16 protein-coding genes and 1 pseudogene are annotated in these 17,024 nt (G+C 70.2%); 7 read left to right on the top strand and 10 right to left on the bottom strand.

Annotated features, from left to right (window positions below; all coding sequences use genetic code 11):
* Positions 1 to 64: 64 nt before the first annotated feature.
* Positions 65 to 565: a hypothetical protein gene (locus NUV94_00435; GenBank protein MCR4391263.1), complete on the top strand. Its 501-nt coding sequence runs from the start codon at positions 65 to 67 to the stop codon at positions 563 to 565.
* A 10-nt stretch (positions 566 to 575) separates the two neighbouring features.
* Positions 576 to 1,250 carry a 2-C-methyl-D-erythritol 4-phosphate cytidylyltransferase gene (gene ispD / locus NUV94_00440; protein ID MCR4391264.1) on the top strand — a complete coding sequence of 225 codons (675 nt, stop codon included), beginning with the start codon at positions 576 to 578 and terminating at the stop codon, positions 1,248 to 1,250.
* Between the two features lie 275 nt (positions 1,251 to 1,525).
* Here the strand turns inward: ispD and mutS are convergent, their stop codons facing one another.
* The 4 genes from mutS to NUV94_00460 form a co-directional block, all read right to left on the bottom strand.
* Entirely contained in the window at positions 1,526 to 4,012 is a 2,487-nt protein-coding gene (gene mutS / locus NUV94_00445; GenBank protein MCR4391265.1) for a DNA mismatch repair protein MutS, read from the bottom strand.
* Positions 4,013 to 4,037: 25 nt separating this feature from the next.
* The gene (locus NUV94_00450; protein MCR4391266.1) at positions 4,038 to 4,970 is read right to left on the bottom strand and encodes a DUF362 domain-containing protein; all 933 of its coding nucleotides are present in this window, start codon (positions 4,968 to 4,970) and stop codon (positions 4,038 to 4,040) included.
* Positions 4,971 to 5,002: 32 nt separating this feature from the next.
* Complete coding sequence (locus NUV94_00455) at positions 5,003 to 5,557, bottom strand: GNAT family N-acetyltransferase (GenBank protein ID MCR4391267.1); 555 nt, start codon at positions 5,555 to 5,557, stop codon at positions 5,003 to 5,005.
* 68 nt (positions 5,558 to 5,625) lie between these two features.
* Complete coding sequence (locus tag NUV94_00460) at positions 5,626 to 6,609, bottom strand: hypothetical protein (GenBank protein MCR4391268.1); 984 nt, start codon at positions 6,607 to 6,609, stop codon at positions 5,626 to 5,628.
* 708 nt (positions 6,610 to 7,317) lie between these two features.
* Between NUV94_00460 and NUV94_00465 the strand changes: the two genes are divergently transcribed.
* Positions 7,318 to 8,412, top strand: a complete 1,095-nt coding sequence (locus NUV94_00465) for an alpha/beta hydrolase (GenBank protein MCR4391269.1) — start codon at positions 7,318 to 7,320, stop codon at positions 8,410 to 8,412.
* A gap of 7 nt (positions 8,413 to 8,419) precedes the next feature.
* Here NUV94_00465 and NUV94_00470 read toward each other — a convergent pair.
* Positions 8,420 to 8,638, bottom strand: a pseudogene (locus tag NUV94_00470) (DEAD/DEAH box helicase).
* Positions 8,639 to 8,737: 99 nt separating this feature from the next.
* On the opposite strand from NUV94_00470, the gene NUV94_00475 reads away from it, so the two are divergent.
* The 4 genes from NUV94_00475 (at position 8,738) to NUV94_00490 (ending at position 12,657) form a co-directional block, all read left to right on the top strand.
* Positions 8,738 to 9,700, top strand: a complete 963-nt coding sequence (locus tag NUV94_00475; protein ID MCR4391270.1) for a WD40 repeat domain-containing protein — start codon at positions 8,738 to 8,740, stop codon at positions 9,698 to 9,700.
* Positions 9,701 to 9,707: 7 nt separating this feature from the next.
* The gene (locus NUV94_00480) at positions 9,708 to 10,763 is read left to right on the top strand and encodes a methyltransferase domain-containing protein (GenBank protein MCR4391271.1); all 1,056 of its coding nucleotides are present in this window, start codon (positions 9,708 to 9,710) and stop codon (positions 10,761 to 10,763) included.
* A gap of 9 nt (positions 10,764 to 10,772) precedes the next feature.
* Entirely contained in the window at positions 10,773 to 11,543 is a 771-nt protein-coding gene (locus NUV94_00485; protein ID MCR4391272.1) for a sugar phosphate isomerase/epimerase, read from the top strand.
* 85 nt (positions 11,544 to 11,628) lie between these two features.
* Entirely contained in the window at positions 11,629 to 12,657 is a 1,029-nt protein-coding gene (locus tag NUV94_00490; protein ID MCR4391273.1) for an AbrB/MazE/SpoVT family DNA-binding domain-containing protein, read from the top strand.
* A gap of 35 nt (positions 12,658 to 12,692) precedes the next feature.
* Here the strand turns inward: NUV94_00490 and phoU are convergent, their stop codons facing one another.
* Genes phoU through NUV94_00515 form a run of 5 tightly spaced genes read right to left on the bottom strand, consistent with a single transcriptional unit; the run spans position 12,693 to position 16,853 of the window.
* The gene (gene phoU / locus NUV94_00495; protein MCR4391274.1) at positions 12,693 to 13,370 is read right to left on the bottom strand and encodes a phosphate signaling complex protein PhoU; all 678 of its coding nucleotides are present in this window, start codon (positions 13,368 to 13,370) and stop codon (positions 12,693 to 12,695) included.
* Between the two features lie 5 nt (positions 13,371 to 13,375).
* Positions 13,376 to 14,182 carry a phosphate ABC transporter ATP-binding protein PstB gene (gene pstB, locus NUV94_00500; protein MCR4391275.1) on the bottom strand — a complete coding sequence of 269 codons (807 nt, stop codon included), beginning with the start codon at positions 14,180 to 14,182 and terminating at the stop codon, positions 13,376 to 13,378.
* The gene (gene pstA / locus NUV94_00505) at positions 14,176 to 15,027 is read right to left on the bottom strand and encodes a phosphate ABC transporter permease PstA (GenBank protein ID MCR4391276.1); all 852 of its coding nucleotides are present in this window, start codon (positions 15,025 to 15,027) and stop codon (positions 14,176 to 14,178) included. Before pstA ends, pstB begins: the two co-directional genes overlap by 7 nt.
* Positions 15,024 to 15,950 (bottom strand): phosphate ABC transporter permease subunit PstC, encoded by a 927-nt coding sequence (gene pstC, locus NUV94_00510; protein MCR4391277.1) that lies wholly within the window; start codon positions 15,948 to 15,950, stop codon positions 15,024 to 15,026. The genes pstA and pstC overlap by 4 nt, the downstream gene beginning before the upstream one ends.
* 54 nt (positions 15,951 to 16,004) lie before the next feature.
* On the bottom strand, positions 16,005 to 16,853 hold the full coding sequence (locus NUV94_00515; protein ID MCR4391278.1) for a phosphate ABC transporter substrate-binding protein: 849 nt from the start codon (positions 16,851 to 16,853) through the stop codon (positions 16,005 to 16,007).
* Between the last annotated feature and the right edge of the window lie 171 nt (positions 16,854 to 17,024).

Raw genomic sequence — 17,024 nt, forward strand, 5'->3', positions numbered from 1 at the left:
CCTACGCCTCCGCGTACAATGGTCACGATTCGCAGGGATTGTAACGGAAGAAGGGGGCAATGTGGTGCACATCACATTGAAGGCGATGGTCATCCTCGCCCTGGGGTTGGCCGTCGGGGGATGCGCGTTCTTCGGCAGCCAGGAGACCCCGGTGGACTTCTGGCAGCCGGTCCTCTCCCCAAACGGAGAGTTCCTAGCGTACGTGGCCAAGGGAGCGAAGAGCTACAACCTGTTCCTCCTCAATCTCAGCACCGGCCAGGAGCGGGCGGTGGTGGAGACCGACCAGGATGTGGTCTGCCCAAGCTGGTCGCCGGACGGGACGAAGCTCGCGTACATGACGGTCCAGGAGAAGGACAACTGGGACATCTTCACCGTGGACGTCGCGACCGGGCGGGTGTTCCGGGTGACGGCGGACCCGGCGGCGGACGTCAATCCGTCCTGGACCACGACCGGGGTGATCGTGTTCAACTCCAACCGCGGGGGCAATTGGGGGGCGTACGCGGTGAACCCGGACGGGACCGGGCTCCGAAAGCTCTCGTTCGACCGGCCCCAGGACAAGGGCTGACCCGACGCGGATGCACGCCTCGGGGGTGATCCTCGCCGCCGGTCGGGGGGAACGGTTCGGCGGAGGGAGGAACAAGGTGTGGGCTGAGCTCGCCGGCCGGCCGCTGTTGCACTATCCGCTTCGGGCGTTCGCCCGGTCCGGGGCCGTGAACGAGGTGATCGTGGTCGCCCGACCCGGGGAGGAACGGGACGTGGACAGGATCGCCGGCGCGGTGCCGCTTCCGGTGCGGGTGGTCCCCGGCGGGGAACGCCGCCAGGACTCGGCCCGGGCCGGGGTAGAAGCGGCGCGTGGGGAGTACGTGCTCGTCCACGACGGGGCCCGGCCGCTGGTGTCCCCGGAGCTCATCCGGCGCGTGCTCGCTGCGGCCGAGGCCCATGGGGCGGCCGTGCCCGTGCTCCCTGTCGTGGACACCGTGCGCTACGCGCGGGGCGGGTACCTCGCCCTCGAACCGGTAACCCGGGACGGGCTCGTCCACATCCAGACCCCCCAGGGGGGCCGCCGCGAGCTCCTGCTCGTCGCGTACACGGAAGCGACGCTGCGGGGCCTGGACCTCCCCGACGACGCAGCGGCGCTCCTGGCGCTGGGCCAACCCGTGGCCGCGGTGCCCGGCGACCCCGAAAACCTCAAGGTGACGCGCCCCGGGGACCTCGCCCTCGCCGCGCGCCTCCTCGGGGAGTCCGACTAGGTAGCGGGCCAATCGTCACACAGGCTGCTAGTCCTCGGCCCAGGCGGGCATGGCCCGCATGTAGTGAGCGGCCCGGTCCATCGCCTGGTTGTCGGTGATCCCCGGCTGCCAGCCCTTGAGCCACTCGGCGATGCCCTTCTGGACCTCAGCCCGAGGTTTGAGCTTCCCCGCGGCGTCGGTGCAGTACGTGCAGTACCGATCCGCCGGGCCCTTGAAACCAGGCGCCGAGAGGGACGCCCCGCACGAGGCACAGTAGACCCCCGGCGAGGGGGCGGTCAGCCGAGCCGGCGCCTGAGCTCGGCCAGGAGGGCCAGGGCCTCGAGCGGGGTGAGGCGTTCCGGATCCAGGCGTCGGAGGTCGGCCAGCACCGGGTGGTCGTCCCCGCCGAACAGGGGGAGCTGTTCCCCCTGCCCACCCCGGGGCGTGGGGGCAGCCCGCTCGAGCTCGGCCAGGACTCGCCCAGCCTCGCCCAGGATCACCTCGGGCAGCCCGGCCAACTTGGCCACGTGTACCCCATAGCTGCGCTCGGCGACTCCGGGCAGCACCCGGTACAAGAACACCACCTCGCCCCTCCACTCCCGCACCGCGGCGTGGAGGTTCATCGCCCCCGGCACCTCCTCCGCGAGGCGGGACAGCTCTCGATAATGCGTGGCGAACAGGGTCTTACACCGCACCCGTTCCGCAAGGTACCGAGCGATGGCCCACGCCAGGGCCATCCCGTCGTGGGTGCTCGTTCCCCGGCCGAGCTCATCCAGGATCACCAGCGACCGCTCGGTGGCCCCGGAGAGGATCTCCGCCGCTTCTCGCATCTCGGCCATGAACGTGGACAGGCCCTCGGTCAGGGCATCGGACGCCCCAACCCGGGTGTAGATGCGGTCGAACACGGGGAGCTCGGCTTCTCGGGCCGGGACGAACGACCCCATCTGGGCCAAAAGCGCGATCAGGGCCACCTGCCGCAAGAACACCGACTTCCCGGCCATGTTCGGCCCGGTGACCACCGCCAACCGCACCCCCTCCCCCATGTCGAGGTCGTTGGACACGAACTGGACCACCTCCTCGACCATGGGGTGGCGGCCCTCGCGGATGCGCATCGCCGCCCGATCGGTGAACCGAGGTCGGCTGTAGCCCCGGCGGTGGGCGACCTCGGCCAGCGACCGCAGGACGTCCAGCTCGGCCAGCGCTTCCCCAACCCGGGCCAGAGCCGGGATCTCCGCCCGGACCCGGTCGCCGAGGACGCGAAACAGGTCCTCCTCAGCCGCCCGCGCCTCCTCCTCGACCGCCGTCAGCCGGTCGGCCAGGGCGGCAAGCTCCCCGGATGTGAACCGCTCCCCGTTGGCACACGACTGGCGGCGGCGCCAATCCGCCGGCACCTTCCCGAGATGGGCTCGGGTGACCTCGAAGTAGTAGCCGAACATCCGGTTGTACCCGACCTTGAGGCTCCCGATCCCGGTGCGGCGGCGTTCCTTCCCCTCCAGGGCGGTGATCTCCTCCCGCAGCCGGCGGGCCTCGGCGCGGAGCCCATCAAGCCGGGCGTTGTACCCCTCTCGGATGACCCAACCCTGGTCCAGGGACGGGGGTGGGGCGTCCACCAGCGCCCGGCGGATCTCGTCGGCCAGCGCGGCTGGGGCCGCGTCCAGCGCTCCGGCGATGGCCGCCAGCCGCCCCGGAAGAGGATCGGCCACGCCGCGGAGCGTGGATGCCAGGCCCTGGGCGGCGTCCAGCGTCCGCCCGAGGACGGCGAGGTCGACGGGGGTGGGCGCTCCCACGCTGACCCGCCCGAGGAGGCGGGGGAGATCGCCCGCCCGGGCCAAGGCCCGGCCCAACTCCTCCCATGCCCCGGATCGGACCAGGGCGTCCACCGCGTCCAGCCGGGCCGCGATCGCCGGGAGGTCCCGGAGAGGGGCGAGGATCCATCGGCGCAGCAGCCGTCTCCCCATGGGCGTCTTCGTCCGGTCAAGGACGGAGAGCAGGGTCAGGCGGCCCTCCGGCCGCAGGGGGGCGATGAGCTCCAGGGACCGTTGGGTGAAGGCGTCCAGGGCCATGGCCTCGTCGGCCGGGCGCAGGGCCGGGGCCCGCAGGTGGGCGAGCTCGCCCACGGTGTACGCGAGGTAGGCGACCAGCGCCCCCGCGGCCCGGGCGGCGAGCGGCGCCTCCGCAAGGGCCCTCGGGAACCGTTGCTGCAGCAGGTCCAGGGAGAAGTCGCCGGCGGGGCGGGGGGTGCGCGCCCCGGGGAGGTCGGCCGGAGGGGACCAGCCCTCGGGGAAGATCCATTCCCGGACGGGCAGGCGGGCCGCGAGCTGGGGAAGGTCCGCGAACCCGAGTTCCTCCGCCCAGAACTCCCCCGATGCTGCCTCCGCCCACGCCGCCCCGACCCGATCCCCCTCCGGCCAGACCGCGGCGAGGAGCGTGTCTTGGTCAGCATCCAGCACCCCCTCCTCGATCGCCGTGCCCGGGGTGAGGACCCGCACCACCTCCCGGCGGAGGAGGGCCTTGCCCTTACCCGGCCGCTCGAGCTGCGGGCACAGGGCCACCTTGTACCCGCGGCGAAGGAGGCGCGCCACGTAGAGAGCCGCCTTGCGCACCGGGACCCCGGCCATGGGGGCGCCGTCCCGGGCGGTCAACGTGATCTCCAGCTCCCGCGCCACCACCTCCGCATCCTCGAAGAACGTCTCGTAGAAGTCGCCGAGCTGGAAGAACAGGATCGCCCCCGGGTAGCGGGCCTTCATGGCGTGGTACTGCCGCATCATCGGGGTCAGTTCCATGCCCGTCGAGTATACCCCTGCCGCGTTAGGACCCGGTCGCGGCTGCGCTCTGGTCCAGGACGACGGCGAGCGGCGTGCCGGCCACGTCCCAGGTGCGTTGCTCGCCGTAGGTCCGGTGGGGACGGTACCGCCGCCGCGCGGCGGCGAGGTCCGCGCCCTGGACGGTGATCCGCCCCAGGTCCACCTCTCCAAGCCCGAGCCGGGCGGCATGGACGAGGTACCCGATCTCCCCAGGAGCAAAGCCCATCAGGTCAGCCGCCACCGCGTCCACCGCCACCGGGTCCGTCCCCGCGAAGGCGACCCGATGGTCCACCGGCTCCCCGTCCACCGGCCCATCCCCCTCCATCCCCACGAACCCGTCGATCACCGCGAGGTGTGGGCGGAGGGCCCGGCCGAGCAGGGCCAGGTTCACGTTGATCGCCCGGTACCCGCGGTGGATCTTGGCCTTGTCCGGCTTCTGGATGCAACCCACCACCATGTTCTTGAAGGAGGCGGTGACGATCACCGTGTCGTGGGTCTTGGGGAGGGCCACCGACACCCGCACCGAGTCGAGGGCGGTCTTGGCCACCCGCACCGGGTGCGCCTGCCCGCGCTCGTCGTAGATGGGAAGAGCGACAGAGCGGTCACGGTTCAAGTCCAGAAGCTCGACCCCGTAGCGCCGGGTGAGCGCGGTGTACCCGAAGCCTTTGAACGCGCGCCGGGTGTCCTCCGCCGACCCCTCACCGAGGATGATCCGCCGTGGGCCGAGCAGGGCGAGGGCGGCCAGCACCGGGGCGAGGGCATCGGCGTGGGTTGCGGCCAATTGCCGGGTGGAGGAGACGCAGTTCGGCTTGACCAGGACCTGCTCCCCGCGGACCAGACCAGCCAGGTCCGCGTGGGCGAGGAGATCGGCGAGGACCCCCCGAACCCCCGCCGCCCGCTCCCCGACCCCGGCTTGGAGGTAGACCGTGGCCACCATGCCGGTTCATCCTATGGAGGGCCAGTGTCCCCTCATCGCCGGCCGGATCCCCTTTCCTCGGCGAGGAACTCCTCGCGCAGGATGGACATCACATGCACGTCGTGGTAGCGGCCGTCGCGGAAGAACGCGTGGCGTCGTGTGCCCTCGTGGCGGAACCCGGCCTTCTCGTAGCACCTGATGGCGCGGGCGTTGAACGCGAACACCTCCAGCTCCACCCGGTGCAGGTTGAGCTCCTGGAACGCGAACCGCAGGAGGACACGGGCGGCCTCGCTGCCGTAGCCCTGTCCCCAGTACGCCTTCTCCCCAAGCACGATCCCGAACACGGCCGTCCGGTTCTTCCAGTCCACTCTGTGCAGACCCAGGTTCCCGATGTGCACCCAACTCCCGTCCACCTGAGCCTCGATGGCGTACAGGAACTCGTCCCGCCGCTCGAGCTGGGCCGCAAACCAGCGCTCCTCCTTGGCCCGGGACATGGGCTCGTACATGACGAGGAACTGGCGCACCTCGGGGTCGTTGAACCACCGCACGAAGGTGGGGATGTCCTCCCGCTCGATCTGGCGCAGCCGTACCCGTTCTCCGTACAGCATGGGTTCCTCCAGAAAAAGAGCGGGGGCGACGTGACCGTCGCCCCCGCTCCCGTTCCCGTTGTTCCGGGTTACGGCGCCGCGACGGTCAGGGTCACCCGGGCCGTCTTGGTGATGGTTCCGCCGGTGCCCCGCACCGTGAGGGTGTAGCTCCCGACGGCGGCGGTGGCGTCCACGGCGAGGGTGATGGTGCTTGCGCCGGCCGGGGCCGGGTTCGGGTCAAAGCTGACCCGGACGCCAGCCGGGGCGCCTTCCGCCTCGAGCAGGATGACGTCAGCAAACCCGCCGACCCGGGTGATGTTCACCGCCACCGTGCCGGTCGCGCCCTGCTTCACCGTGACCGCGGCCGGGGTCAGGGACATGCTGAAGTCCGGGACCGCCTCCACGGTGAGGGTCAGCTTGGCCGTCTTGTCCAAGCCGCCGCCCTTGCCGCGCACGGTGAGGGTGTAGTTGCCCGGGGCCGTGGTCGCTGCGACCTGGAGGGTGAGCGTGCTCTTGTCCGCCGGGGCCGAGGCCGGGTTGAACGTCCCCGTCACCCCAGCCGGGGCGCCTTCCAGCGTGAGGGCCACGGCCTCGGTCATCGTCGCGGTGCGCTTGATGTTCACCGTCACCGTGCTGGTCGCGCCCGGCTTCACTGTGACCGAAGCCGGCGCCGCCTCCAGCGTGAAGTCCGGGGCCACGGCCACGGTCAGCTCGAGAGCCGCTTCCTTCTTGAGCTTCCCGCTGGTCGCCGTCACCTTGAGCGAGTATTTCTGCGTGGGCACCGTGCCGCCCACCGTCAGGGTGAGGGTGGTCTTATCGGCGGTGGTCTTCACTGGGTCGAACTTCGCCGTCACCCCGCTGGGGAGCCCGGTCACCGCGAACGTGACTTCTCCCTTGAACCCACCGGTACGGGCGAGGCTCACCGCCACCGTACCGCTCTTGCCCTGGGCGATAATCGTAGTCGTAGGCTGTAGGGAAACCGTGAAATCTCCACCGCCACACCCCACCAGCACCCCCAAAACCACGGCCACGCCAAGGAACCCCATCAACCGCTTCGCTAGCTTAGTTGTCATACGCCTCCTTTCCCCCTTTTACAAGTCAGCTCTATGACTTGTGTAGCCGAAACTTAGCCGGAACGGCGATCCGTTTCAAGGCCCGGGGAACAGCGGGTCATCGAGCTGACTCCCAGAGGGGGCCTTCCCCTTTCCCAGTTCCAGTACGTCGTTCCCCGGTTGACCGCCCTTTCCGATCCCGACCACGACGGCCAAGCTTATAGCACCTTGCCGGCAGCGTCAAATGCGCGGAGACTGGTTGGGAACAAGCTTTACGTGCGCCCAATGCACCAATCCCCCTTCCCGCCTGGCCCGCACCGGGTAGCGATGCGGGGGCGGGCACTTCCCCCGCCCCCGTTTTTGCCAAACCCAAGCCCACCCTGCGACCACTGGGTTGGCCTGAGGTGGGCGTATGGCCTAGCAGCCCCCGCAGGGCTTCTTCGGCTGCTTGGGCTTCTCCGTCTTCTTCTCCTTGAGCAGCACGTCGGATCACCCTCCTGGCCGCCCCAACGGGGCGCGGCCGACGCAGTATAGTGCGCCGTGGCCGGGCGTCAATAGGGACCACGGTCGGACGAGCAAGCACCGCTCCGCCGTTGGGCGACGCAACCGAGGTCCTGCACGGCGATCGGGGCGACCGGAGGTGGACCGGCGCCGGGTCGGTCGGGTATCACCCCATCGAGGGCGGACGGGGACGATGCGGGAAGCCCGCGGTGGACAAGGAGGTGCAGGATGGAACCTTGGAAGTGGATCGCGCTTGCGGCCTTGATGCTGGTCATCGGGTTTCTCGTGATCGAGCGGCCACCCCCGGCCGTGGTCGAGGTGTCCTTCTCCCATGACGACGCCACCCTGGCCGGGACGTTGACCCTGCCCGCCGGGGACGGGCCGCATCCGGCGGTGATCCTGATCTCCGGGAGCGGTCCCCAGAACCGGGACGAGGAGATCCCCGGGGTCCCCGGATACCTACCGTTCCGGTGGATCGCCGATCACCTCGCCCGCCGCGGCGTGGCCGTGCTGCGCTACGACGACCGCGGCGTGGGGGACTCCACCGGCGACCACGCCACGGCCACGACTGCAGATTTTGCCGACGACGCCGAGGCCGCGTTCAAGTACTTGCAGGGGCGAAAGGAGATCGACCCCAACCAGGTCGGGTTCCTCGGCCACAGCGAGGGGGCGACGGTCGCCGCCATGGTCGCGGCGCGGAACCCCGACGTGGCGTTCGTGATCGCCATGGCCGGCCCGGCGGTGAACGGGTACGCGCTCATCCTCAAGCAGGTGGAGCGCCTGGCGCGGGTGGGTGGGGCGAGCGACGACCAGGTGGCCGAGGCGCTCCGGCAGCAGCGCACCGTCCTCGACCTGGCGCAGGCCCAGGACTGGGAGGCGCTGGAGGGCTACCTCCATAGCCTCATCACGGCCCAGCTCCAAGGGTTGCCCGACCGGCACAAGGCGGCCCTGGGCGACCTCGAGGCCATCGCTCGACAGCGGGTCGCCCCGCAGATGGCGGCGTTTCGCAGCCCGTGGTACCAGTTCTTCCTGAACCACGACCCGGCGCGGGATTGGGAGCAGGTCACGGTCCCCGTCCTGGCCCTGTTCGGCAAGCGCGACGTCCAGGTGGACGTGGATCAGAACCGCCCTCCCCTGGAGGCGGCGCTGGCCCGGGCGGGGAACCCCGACGTGACGGTGGTCGTGTTTCCCACCGCCAACCACTTATTTCAAAGCGCGACGACGGGCGGCCTGGACGAATACGCCGTCCTGGCCAAGGAGTTCGTACCCGGATTCCTGAACACGATCAGCGACTGGCTGCTCGCTCGGGTGCGGACCCGATGAGTTGGCGGAGGAGTCGGATGATCCGCCGGATGTCGGGCAGGAAGCCCATGTCGCACATACGGTCCGCCTCGTCCAGGACCAGCACCTCGACCCGGGAGAGATCGATGTTCCCGGCGTCGGCGTGGTCGAGCAGGCGGCCGGGGCAGGCGACGATCTCCACGCCGCGGCGCAGCGCCGCGATCTGGGGCTGATTGCTGACGCCGCCGTAGATCGAGACGCTTTGGACTGCAATGGCCTCGGCCGCGGGAAGGACCACCATCGCCCCGGACGGGTAAACTTGGTCCACAGTTCGCTGACTTCATGTCAACGTCGATGGAGGCAGGCGATGAGGGGATGGTGGCGGGCGGTTGTGTTTGGCACGGTGGCTACGCTCGTTGGGCACGCGCTGGCGGTGGCGCTCCCCGCGGGAGCGGTGGCGGAGTGGAAGCTTCCTTGGTTGAGCGATCTCGCGTTCTCACCCGACGGCCGGTTCCTCGCCGTGGCCACGGTCGGCGGGGTCAACCTGTACCACGGTGAGACCTGGGAGCACGCCGGCACGTTCGCCGTCCCCGGGGGCCAGGCCTATGCCCTGGCCTTCGCCCCGAACGGGGAGCTCCTCGCCGCCGGGGCATGGAACGAGGTCCGGGTGTGGAACGTGGAGGACAGGGACTTGATCTTTACCCTCTCCGGCCCTTTCGGGAACGTGTTCGCCCTCGCGTTCTCGCCGTCCGCCCCGTACCTGGCAGTGGGAGGGGCGGACGGGTCGGTCCGGGTGTGGGACTTCGGTTCGGGGGAGGCGGTTTGGGTCACCCAGACCCACACCACTTCGGCGCGGGGCGTCGCGTTTGCCCCGGACGGGGCCCTCCTCGCGTCCGGCGGTGCTGATCAGGCCATCCTCTGGGACGTGAGCACCGGGGAGATCGTCCACGCCTTCCCCGGCCGGGCATGGGACGTGGCCTTCTCCCCCGACGGGTACTTCCTGGCGGTGGGGGCGGGGAAGGTGGTCAAGCTGTGGGACACCGCGGTAGCCCTGCCCTACCGCGAAATGTGGGGCCAGGACGGACACACCGGCTGTGTGTTCGCGGTCGCGTTCTCCCCGGACGGGCGGCTCGTCGCCTCCGGCTCCCTCGACGAGACGGTGCGGGTGTGGGATCCCGAGGCGGGTGAGGTTCTCCACCTGCTCGCCGGGCACGCGGCGGCGGTGGAGGGGGTCAGCTTCTCCCCCGACGGGGCGCTTCTGGCGAGCGGATCGGGCGACGGCTCCGTGGTCGTGTGGGACATGGCCGCCCTCCCGCCGTTCGCGCCGTAGGCCGGCGATGTCCATCGAGGCCTGGATCCGCAGCCACGTCGAGCTCGAGCCCACGAGCTCGGCCGAGCTCCGCTACCAACGGATGGTGTGGCAGGTGGCGGAGCCCCTGCCCGGGGTGCACCGCCCGGCCGATCCGGCGCGGCCGTTCGACTGGGTGGATGCGGCACAGATCGGCGCGTTCCTCGCCGCCCTCGCTGGCGCCCGGCGCGTCCTCGACCTGGGCACCGGCGATGGCTGGCCGGGGCTCCCGCTCGCCCGGCACCTCCCGCAGGTGGTGGCGGTGGACCCGGCGCCCCGCCGGGCCGCCCTCGCCCAGGAGAACGCGCGGCGCCTGGGGCTCCCGAATGTGGAGGTACATACGGCCCCAGCGGAGCATCTGCCCTTCCCCGACGGAAGCTTCGACGGGGTGGCTTCCGCCACGGCCATCGAGCAGTGCGGGGATCCGCGCGCCGCCCTCCGGGAGGCCTATCGGGTCCTGCGCCCTGGGGGGCGGCTGGCGGCCACGTTCGAGGACCTGCGGGCCGAGCTGGGGGCCCCGGTGGAGGAGGAGGCTGAGCTATACCTTGAGGACGAGGTCGGAGTGTACCGGCTCGTCCACCGGTCCCTGTCCCCGCTCAGGGAAGCCGAGTACGAGCTGCGCTTTCGGGCGAGCACCGCAGTGCGCCGGACGGCGGAGGCCCTGGGCCCGGTGCCCACGTTCCGCGCCGCCCCGGACGAACCCGGCCTGCGCCGGGTGACCCCGGACGACCCGGGGCTGGGGATCCCGTTCCTGGAAACCGCGCTCGGGGATCTCCTGTCCGGGCGGTACTTCGAGCTCGCCCACCGCACGCCGGAGGAAACCATCGCGCTCGTGGAGGAAGCCGGGTTCGTGCACGTGCAGGCGTTTGGGAACATCGCCCGGCCAGCGAGGGCCTTCTTCTTGGCGTTGGCCGACGCCGGGCTCCTGCCGGTCCTGGCCGCGCACATGGACGGGATCGCCCTCGCCTTCGGCCGGCTGTACCCGCACGTGCCCGTGGGCGGCACCAGCGTGTTCTTCCTCGTGGCGACGAAGCCGCGGGGCTAAAGAGGGATCTTGTCGCGGACGCGCATCTTGGCATCGTCGCTCGCGTTCCACCCTGAGCTGCCGGACCGGACGCTGGCCCAGGCGGCAGAAGCGGGGTTCGACGGGGTGGAGTTCCTGTGCGAGCCGCCTTGGCATCCCGCGGGCTGGCGGGCAGGCCTCGTCCGGGCGGTGCGGGCCGCGGCCCGCGGCCTCGCCCTGTCCGTACACGCCCCGGTGGCGGACGTGAACTTGATGTCCCCCCACCCACGGGTGCGGGCCCTGGCCGAGGAGGAGGTGGCGGCGACGCTGGCCCTGGCCGCCGCGCTCGGCGCGGGGTCGGTCACGTTCCACTTGGGGTACCGACCGGCGATGGGCACCGCCCACGATCCTCCGTGGCCGGAGGCCCTGGCCGCCGCCGAACGGCTGCGGGACCACGCCCACGCCCTCGGGGTCGACCTGTGCCTGGAGAACGATCCCAAGCTCCCTGGGGCTTACCTCTGGGACCTTGCCCGGTTCCGGGAGGTGCTTGAGGACCTAGGCCTGTGGGGGACCCTGGACCTCGGCCACGCTTGGCTCGCCCATGGCGCGGCGGCCTTGGACCATCTTCCTTCCTTGCTCCCGGCGTTGCGCGTGGTCCACCTCCACGACAACCGCGGCACGGGCGACGAGCACCTCGCGCTCGGGGAAGGCACCGTGGACCTAACCCGGGCATGGGCGGTCCTATCGCGCGTCCCGGTCGCGGTGATCGAGGTCAAGGACCTGGACGGCCTCCGCCGCAGCCGGGAACGCCTCCCCCGCTGACCGGCAGGCTTGCCCCAACGTTGGTTCTCTATAGAATGTCCCTATTGGATTGAGATAACCGAAAGCCTATATACGGGAGGAAGGCATGGTCTACCGACGGAAGGTGCAGGTGACGGGCGGGGGGACGTTCCTCGTGACCTTGCCCAAGGAGTGGGCGGATGCGATGGGCATTGCCCAGGGCAGCACCGTGCTCCTCGTCCCCAACGATTCCGGGGCACTGCTCCTCGTCCCCGCCGGGACGCGGGAGAAGAATCGGTGCGCGATCCCCATGAACGGGCGCGAACCCGTCCACCTCCAGCGGGACATCATCGCCCGCTACATCGCCGGCTACGACGTGATCGAGGTGATCGGCGATCGGATCCGGCCCGAAGAGCGGCGGATGGTGCGGGAGATCGCCCAGTCCCTGGTGGGCCTGGAGGTGCTCGGGGAGACCCAAGGGGCGGTGGTCCTGCACTCGGTGGTCAACGTGCGGGACTTCCCGGTGGACCAGACGATCCGCCGCATCTTCGCGATCACCCTGGCGATGTGGGACGACGCGGTGGCCGCGTGCACGGCCCGGGATGAGGAGCTGGCCCGGGACGTGGCCGAACGGGACGGGGACGTGGATCGGCTGGTGCTCCTCGTGGCCCGCCAGTTCGGGCTCCTCCTGCGGGACCTCCTCGTGGAGGAGGAGCTGAAGTTGTCGCGGTTTCAGTTCCATCACTACCAGGCGGTGGCCGACCAGCTGGAGCGGGTGGCCGACCACGCGGTGAAGGTGTCCCGGGCCGCCCTAAGCCTGGCCGCGGAGCTCCTCCCGGCGGTCGGGGATCGGGTGCGGCAAGCGGCCGCGGCGTCGCGGGAGATCCTGACCGGGGCGGTGCGGGCGTTCGAGGGCCGGGACGTGCCCCTCGCCAACCGGGTGCTCGCCGAGAAGGAGCGCAAGGACACGCTCGCCGGTTGGGCCCAGGCTGCGATCCGGGAGCAGCCGGAGAACGCCCACCCGATCAGCATCGTCATGGACAGCCTCCTCCGCAGCCGCGAGTACGGGTTCAACATCGCCGAGATCGCCGTGGACGCCGCCGTCCCGTTGGGCCACGCGATCGGGGAACAGGAAACCCCGCGGTCGCGGGCCTGACTCCAGCCACGAACGGGCCTTCAGTGGAAACCCGTTCAAATGTGGTTGGAGCGGGCCTCGATCATGTACACGGTGCGGGCCGCAATGTTCACCGCGTGATCGGCCACCCTCTCCAGATCCCGGATCGCCAACAGGAGCCCGATGGCGCTGGTGGCAAGCCCCTCGGGGAACGCGTCACAGGTCCGCGAGGTCCGCATCAGGTGCTCGATCAGGTGGTGGGTGAGCTGCCAGAACAGCCGGTCCGCCCGGTCGTCCGCGTGGACCACCGCCTCGGCCCGGGCCGCGTCGCGGTCCCGGTACGCGGCCAGGCTATCGCGGAGCATGGCCAGGGCTTGCTCCCCAAGTTGGAAGAACAGGTCGCGGTCGGGAAGGAACTGAAGGTTCAGGTGGAGGTCGCACGCGTATTGGCCCAGGTTGAGGGCGAGGTCGGCGATCCGCTCGATGTCCGTGGAGATCTTGAACGAGGCCGTGATCAGCCGCAGGTCCCCGGCCACCGGCTGCTGCAGGGCCAGGAGATCCACACAGCGGCGCTCGATGTCCAGGTACTGGGCGTCCACCTCGTCATCCCCGGCCACCAGGGCCTGGACCACCTCCGGATCGGGGTTCCGCAAGAGCGAAAGGCCGGTCTTGAGCCGCTCCGCCACCAGCTCCCCCATCGCCACCGTGGCCTGCCGGAGCTCCGCAAGCTCTCTTTGGTACTGCTCGCGCACCATCGCCCTCACCCGAACTTGCCCGTCACGTAGTCCTCAACCAGCTTGTTCGTCGGGTTCTCGAAGATCTTCTTGGTGACATCGTACTCCACCATCACCCCACCGGTGAGGAACACCGCCGCCAGGTCGCTCGTCCGCGCCGCCTGCTGCATGTTGTGGGTGACGATGACCACCGTGTAGTCCGCCTTGAGCTGAGCGATCAGGTCCTCGATCCTGGCGGTGGCGGTGGGGTCCAAGGCGCTGGTCGGCTCATCCATGAGGAGGACCTCCGGCTCCATGGCCAGGGCCCGGGCGATGCAGAGCCTCTGCTGCTGGCCCCCGGAGAGGTCGAACGCGCTTCGCCTGAGTTTCCCCTTGACCTCGTCCCAGAGGGCAGCCCGGCGCAGCGCCCGCTCCACGATCTCGTCGAGCTGCGCCCGCCGGCGCACCCCGTGGATCCGGGGGCCGTAGGCCACGTTCTCGTACACCGACTTCGGGAACGGGTTTGGCTTCTGGAACACCATCCCGATTCGGCGCCGCAGCTCGACCACGTCCACCTTGGGGTCGAGGATGTTCACCCCTGAAAACCACACCTCCCCTTGGGCCCGCGCCCCGGGGACGAGCTCGTACAGGCGGTTCAGGACCCGGAGGAACGTGGACTTCCCGCACCCCGACGGCCCCACCACCGCCGTGACCCGGCGGCGGGGGATGTCCAAGGTCACGTCCCGCAGGACCTGCTCTCGGCCGTAGTAGAACGAGAGGTTCCGCACCCCAAACGCCACGTCCTGCACCTGCGCCAGCGTGCGCTCCACGCGGGCTGCGTTCACGGTCACCATCGCTTCCCCTTTCGGATCCGGGCCCGCCACACCGCGGCCCACAGGTACAGGGCCAGCACAAGCCCCACGAGAACGAGGGCGGTGCCGTACTGGAGGTGGCGGGTCCGCCAGAACGCCGTGCTCTCGGTGGCCATCACGTACAGGTGGTAGGGAAGGGCCATCACTTCGTCCAAGGGGCTCCGGGGGAGGCGCGGCGTGTAGAACGCGGCGGCGGTGAACATGATCGGGGCCGTCTCCCCTGCCGCTCGCCCCACGGCGAGGATGGCGCCGGTGAGGATCCCGGGGATGGCCGCCGGGATCACCACCGTGCGCACCACCTGCCATCGCCTGGCTCCCAGGGCATACGCCCCTTCCCGGAACTCCCACGGCACGGCGCGCAGGGCCTCCTCCGAGGCCCGGATGATGAGCGGTAACACAAGAAGCGCCAGCGTCAGCGACCCGGACAGGATGCACACGCCAAGGCCCAGGGCCTTGACGAAGAACGCCAGGCCGAACAGGCCGAACACGATGGACGGCACCGCGGCCAGGTTGCTAATCCCGATGCGCACGATCCGGGTCCAAGTGCGGTCTTGGGCGTACTCCGCCAGGTAGATCGCCGCCCCCACCCCGAGCGGGAGCGCCACGATCACCGTGCCCAGCACCAGGTAGAACGTGCCCACCAGGGCCGGGCAGATCCCGCCTTCGGTCATCCCCCGCCGGGGGAACGCGGTGAGGAACTCCCAGGACAGGGCCGACGCCCCCCGGGCGGCGATGAACGCGAGGACCGCCCCCAGCGCCACCAGCACCCCGAGGGCGGCCAATCCCAGGAGCGAAAACGCGAGCCGCTGGCTCACCTTCCGGCTCATCCGTGCCTCCCGATGCGACGGCCCACCATGTCCCCTACCACGTTGAGGAGAAGCGTGAACAGGAACAGCACCGCGCCCACGGCGAACAGGGCGTGGTAGTGAGGGTTCCCCACCGGGGTCTCCGCCATCTCCAGGGCGATGGTCGCGGTGAGGGTCCGGGTGGGCGAGGTGAGCGAAGGCGGGAATCGGGGGGAGTTGCCGGATACCATGAGCACGGTCATCGTCTCTCCCACCGCCCGCCCCATCCCCAGGAGCACGCCGGCCAAGAGCCCGGATCGCGCCGCCGGGACGACCACGGTGCGCATCGTCTGCCAGTGGGTGGCCCCGAGGGCGAACGCCGCCTCCCGCCACGCGTTCGGCACCGCGGCCACCGCGTCCTCGGTGAGGCTGGCCACGGTGGGCAAGGCCATCACCCCCAAGAGGAGCGCCGCGGTGAGGGCGGTCTGCCCGGTGGGGAGAGCGAAAGCGGCCTGGAGCCACGGCACCACGATCACCAACCCGAAGAACCCGTACACCACGGACGGGATGCCGGCCAGGAGCTCCACCGCCACCTTGAGGGGGTTGCGCCACGCCGGAGGGACGACCGCGCCGATGAACAGGGCGGTGGCCACCCCGAACGGCACCGCCACCACGAGGGCCACCATCGTGACCAGGCCCGACCCCAGGATCATGGGCAGGATCCCCAGGGAGGGGGGGTCGCTCGTGGGAAACCACGCCTTTCCCCCGAGGAACGCGATGGGACCGACGGTGCGGAACACGGGGACCCCCTCGCGGAAGAGGTAGACGGTGATCAGCCCTAACGCGAGGAGGGAGACGCTCGCACACCCCCACGTGATCCCGCGCGCGATCCACTCCCTGGCCCGTCCCCAGCTCCGCCCCGCCCAAGGGGCGACGGCCGGCGTTCGACGATGGTTTCCCGTCATGGTCGTGCTTTCGGCCGATGTTATGAGGTCAACCGGGCGTGCGCCGGCGGCCGATCAACCACAGATCTTGCGGATGGGGACGAAACCCGCCTCCTCCACGGTGCGCTGCCCCCGGTCGGAGAGCACGAACATGATGAACTCGAGGATGAGCCCCGTGGGGAACCCGTTCGTGATCATGAACAGGGGGCGGGCGATGGGGTAGATCCCGGCGACCACGGCATCGGGGGTGGGCTCGAGGAACGGCCCCCCTGCATCACGGGCCACCGGGAGGGCCTTCAGGGTTGGGTTGAGGTACCCCAGGCCGACGTAGCCGATGGCACCTGGGGTCCGCCCCACCGTCTCCGCCACGGCAGCGTTGGACGGCTGGAACAAGGCGACAGGGGCGGTCACCTCTTTGTTCTCGAGGACGAGCTCCTTGAACGACTCGAACGTGCCCGACGCGGTGTCGCGGGACACGACGACGATGGGCTGGTCACGGCTGCCGAGGTCCTTCCAGTTGCGGATCTCGCCCGTGTAGATGGCCCGGAGCTGGGCGAACGTGATGCGGGAGACGGGGTTGGTGGGGTGGACGACCACCGCGAGAGCGTCGTTGGCCACGAGCCAGTGGTAGGGGTAGACCTCGTTCGCCACGGCCTTCTCCCACTCTGAGGGCTTCATCGCCCGGGAGGAGGTGGCGATGTGGGTGGTCCCGTCGATGAGGGCGGCGATGCCCGTGCCCGACCCCCCGCCCTGGACGGAGATGACCGCCGTGGGGTGGATGGCGGCGAACTCCTCGGCGATGAGCTGGGCGATGGGAAGAACGGTGGTGGAGCCCTTGATCACCAGCGACTGGGCAGCGCCGGCCAGGCCGAGCGCGGCCACGACGAGCAGCGCCCCGACTGCCAACTTCACTCCGGTACGCACGTGTTCCTCCTTGTGGGCCACTTGCATGGCCATTCTATATACTTTTGTCAATTAGTATATATTCCATGGCGAGACATGTCAAGCCCGGGCCGGAGGCCAACGGGGATAAACGGGATCCATACGGGATCAAATGCCCTTCATCCTCGGCCGCATCCCCTCGGGGTGTTGCCG

The organism is Candidatus Acetothermia bacterium (assembly GCA_024653305.1).
GTDB lineage: Bacteria > Bipolaricaulota > Bipolaricaulia > Bipolaricaulales > Bipolaricaulaceae > JACIWI01.

Excerpts from the sequence above, each read along its gene's own strand:
- ispD (MCR4391264.1), top strand. The coding sequence starts at position 576 with ATGCACGCCTCGGGGGTGATCCTCGCCGCCGGTCGGGGGGAACGGTTC.
- mutS (MCR4391265.1), bottom strand. The coding sequence starts at position 4,012 with ATGGAACTGACCCCGATGATGCGGCAGTACCACGCCATGAAGGCCCGC.
- NUV94_00450 (MCR4391266.1), bottom strand. The coding sequence starts at position 4,970 with ATGGTGGCCACGGTCTACCTCCAAGCCGGGGTCGGGGAGCGGGCGGCG.
- NUV94_00455 (MCR4391267.1), bottom strand. The coding sequence starts at position 5,557 with ATGCTGTACGGAGAACGGGTACGGCTGCGCCAGATCGAGCGGGAGGAC.
- NUV94_00460 (MCR4391268.1), bottom strand. The coding sequence starts at position 6,609 with ATGACAACTAAGCTAGCGAAGCGGTTGATGGGGTTCCTTGGCGTGGCC.
- NUV94_00465 (MCR4391269.1), top strand. The coding sequence starts at position 7,318 with ATGGAACCTTGGAAGTGGATCGCGCTTGCGGCCTTGATGCTGGTCATC.
- NUV94_00475 (MCR4391270.1), top strand. The coding sequence starts at position 8,738 with ATGAGGGGATGGTGGCGGGCGGTTGTGTTTGGCACGGTGGCTACGCTC.
- NUV94_00480 (MCR4391271.1), top strand. The coding sequence starts at position 9,708 with ATGTCCATCGAGGCCTGGATCCGCAGCCACGTCGAGCTCGAGCCCACG.
- NUV94_00490 (MCR4391273.1), top strand. The coding sequence starts at position 11,629 with ATGGTCTACCGACGGAAGGTGCAGGTGACGGGCGGGGGGACGTTCCTC.
- phoU (MCR4391274.1), bottom strand. The coding sequence starts at position 13,370 with ATGGTGCGCGAGCAGTACCAAAGAGAGCTTGCGGAGCTCCGGCAGGCC.
- pstB (MCR4391275.1), bottom strand. The coding sequence starts at position 14,182 with ATGGTGACCGTGAACGCAGCCCGCGTGGAGCGCACGCTGGCGCAGGTG.
- pstA (MCR4391276.1), bottom strand. The coding sequence starts at position 15,027 with ATGAGCCGGAAGGTGAGCCAGCGGCTCGCGTTTTCGCTCCTGGGATTG.
- pstC (MCR4391277.1), bottom strand. The coding sequence starts at position 15,950 with ATGACGGGAAACCATCGTCGAACGCCGGCCGTCGCCCCTTGGGCGGGG.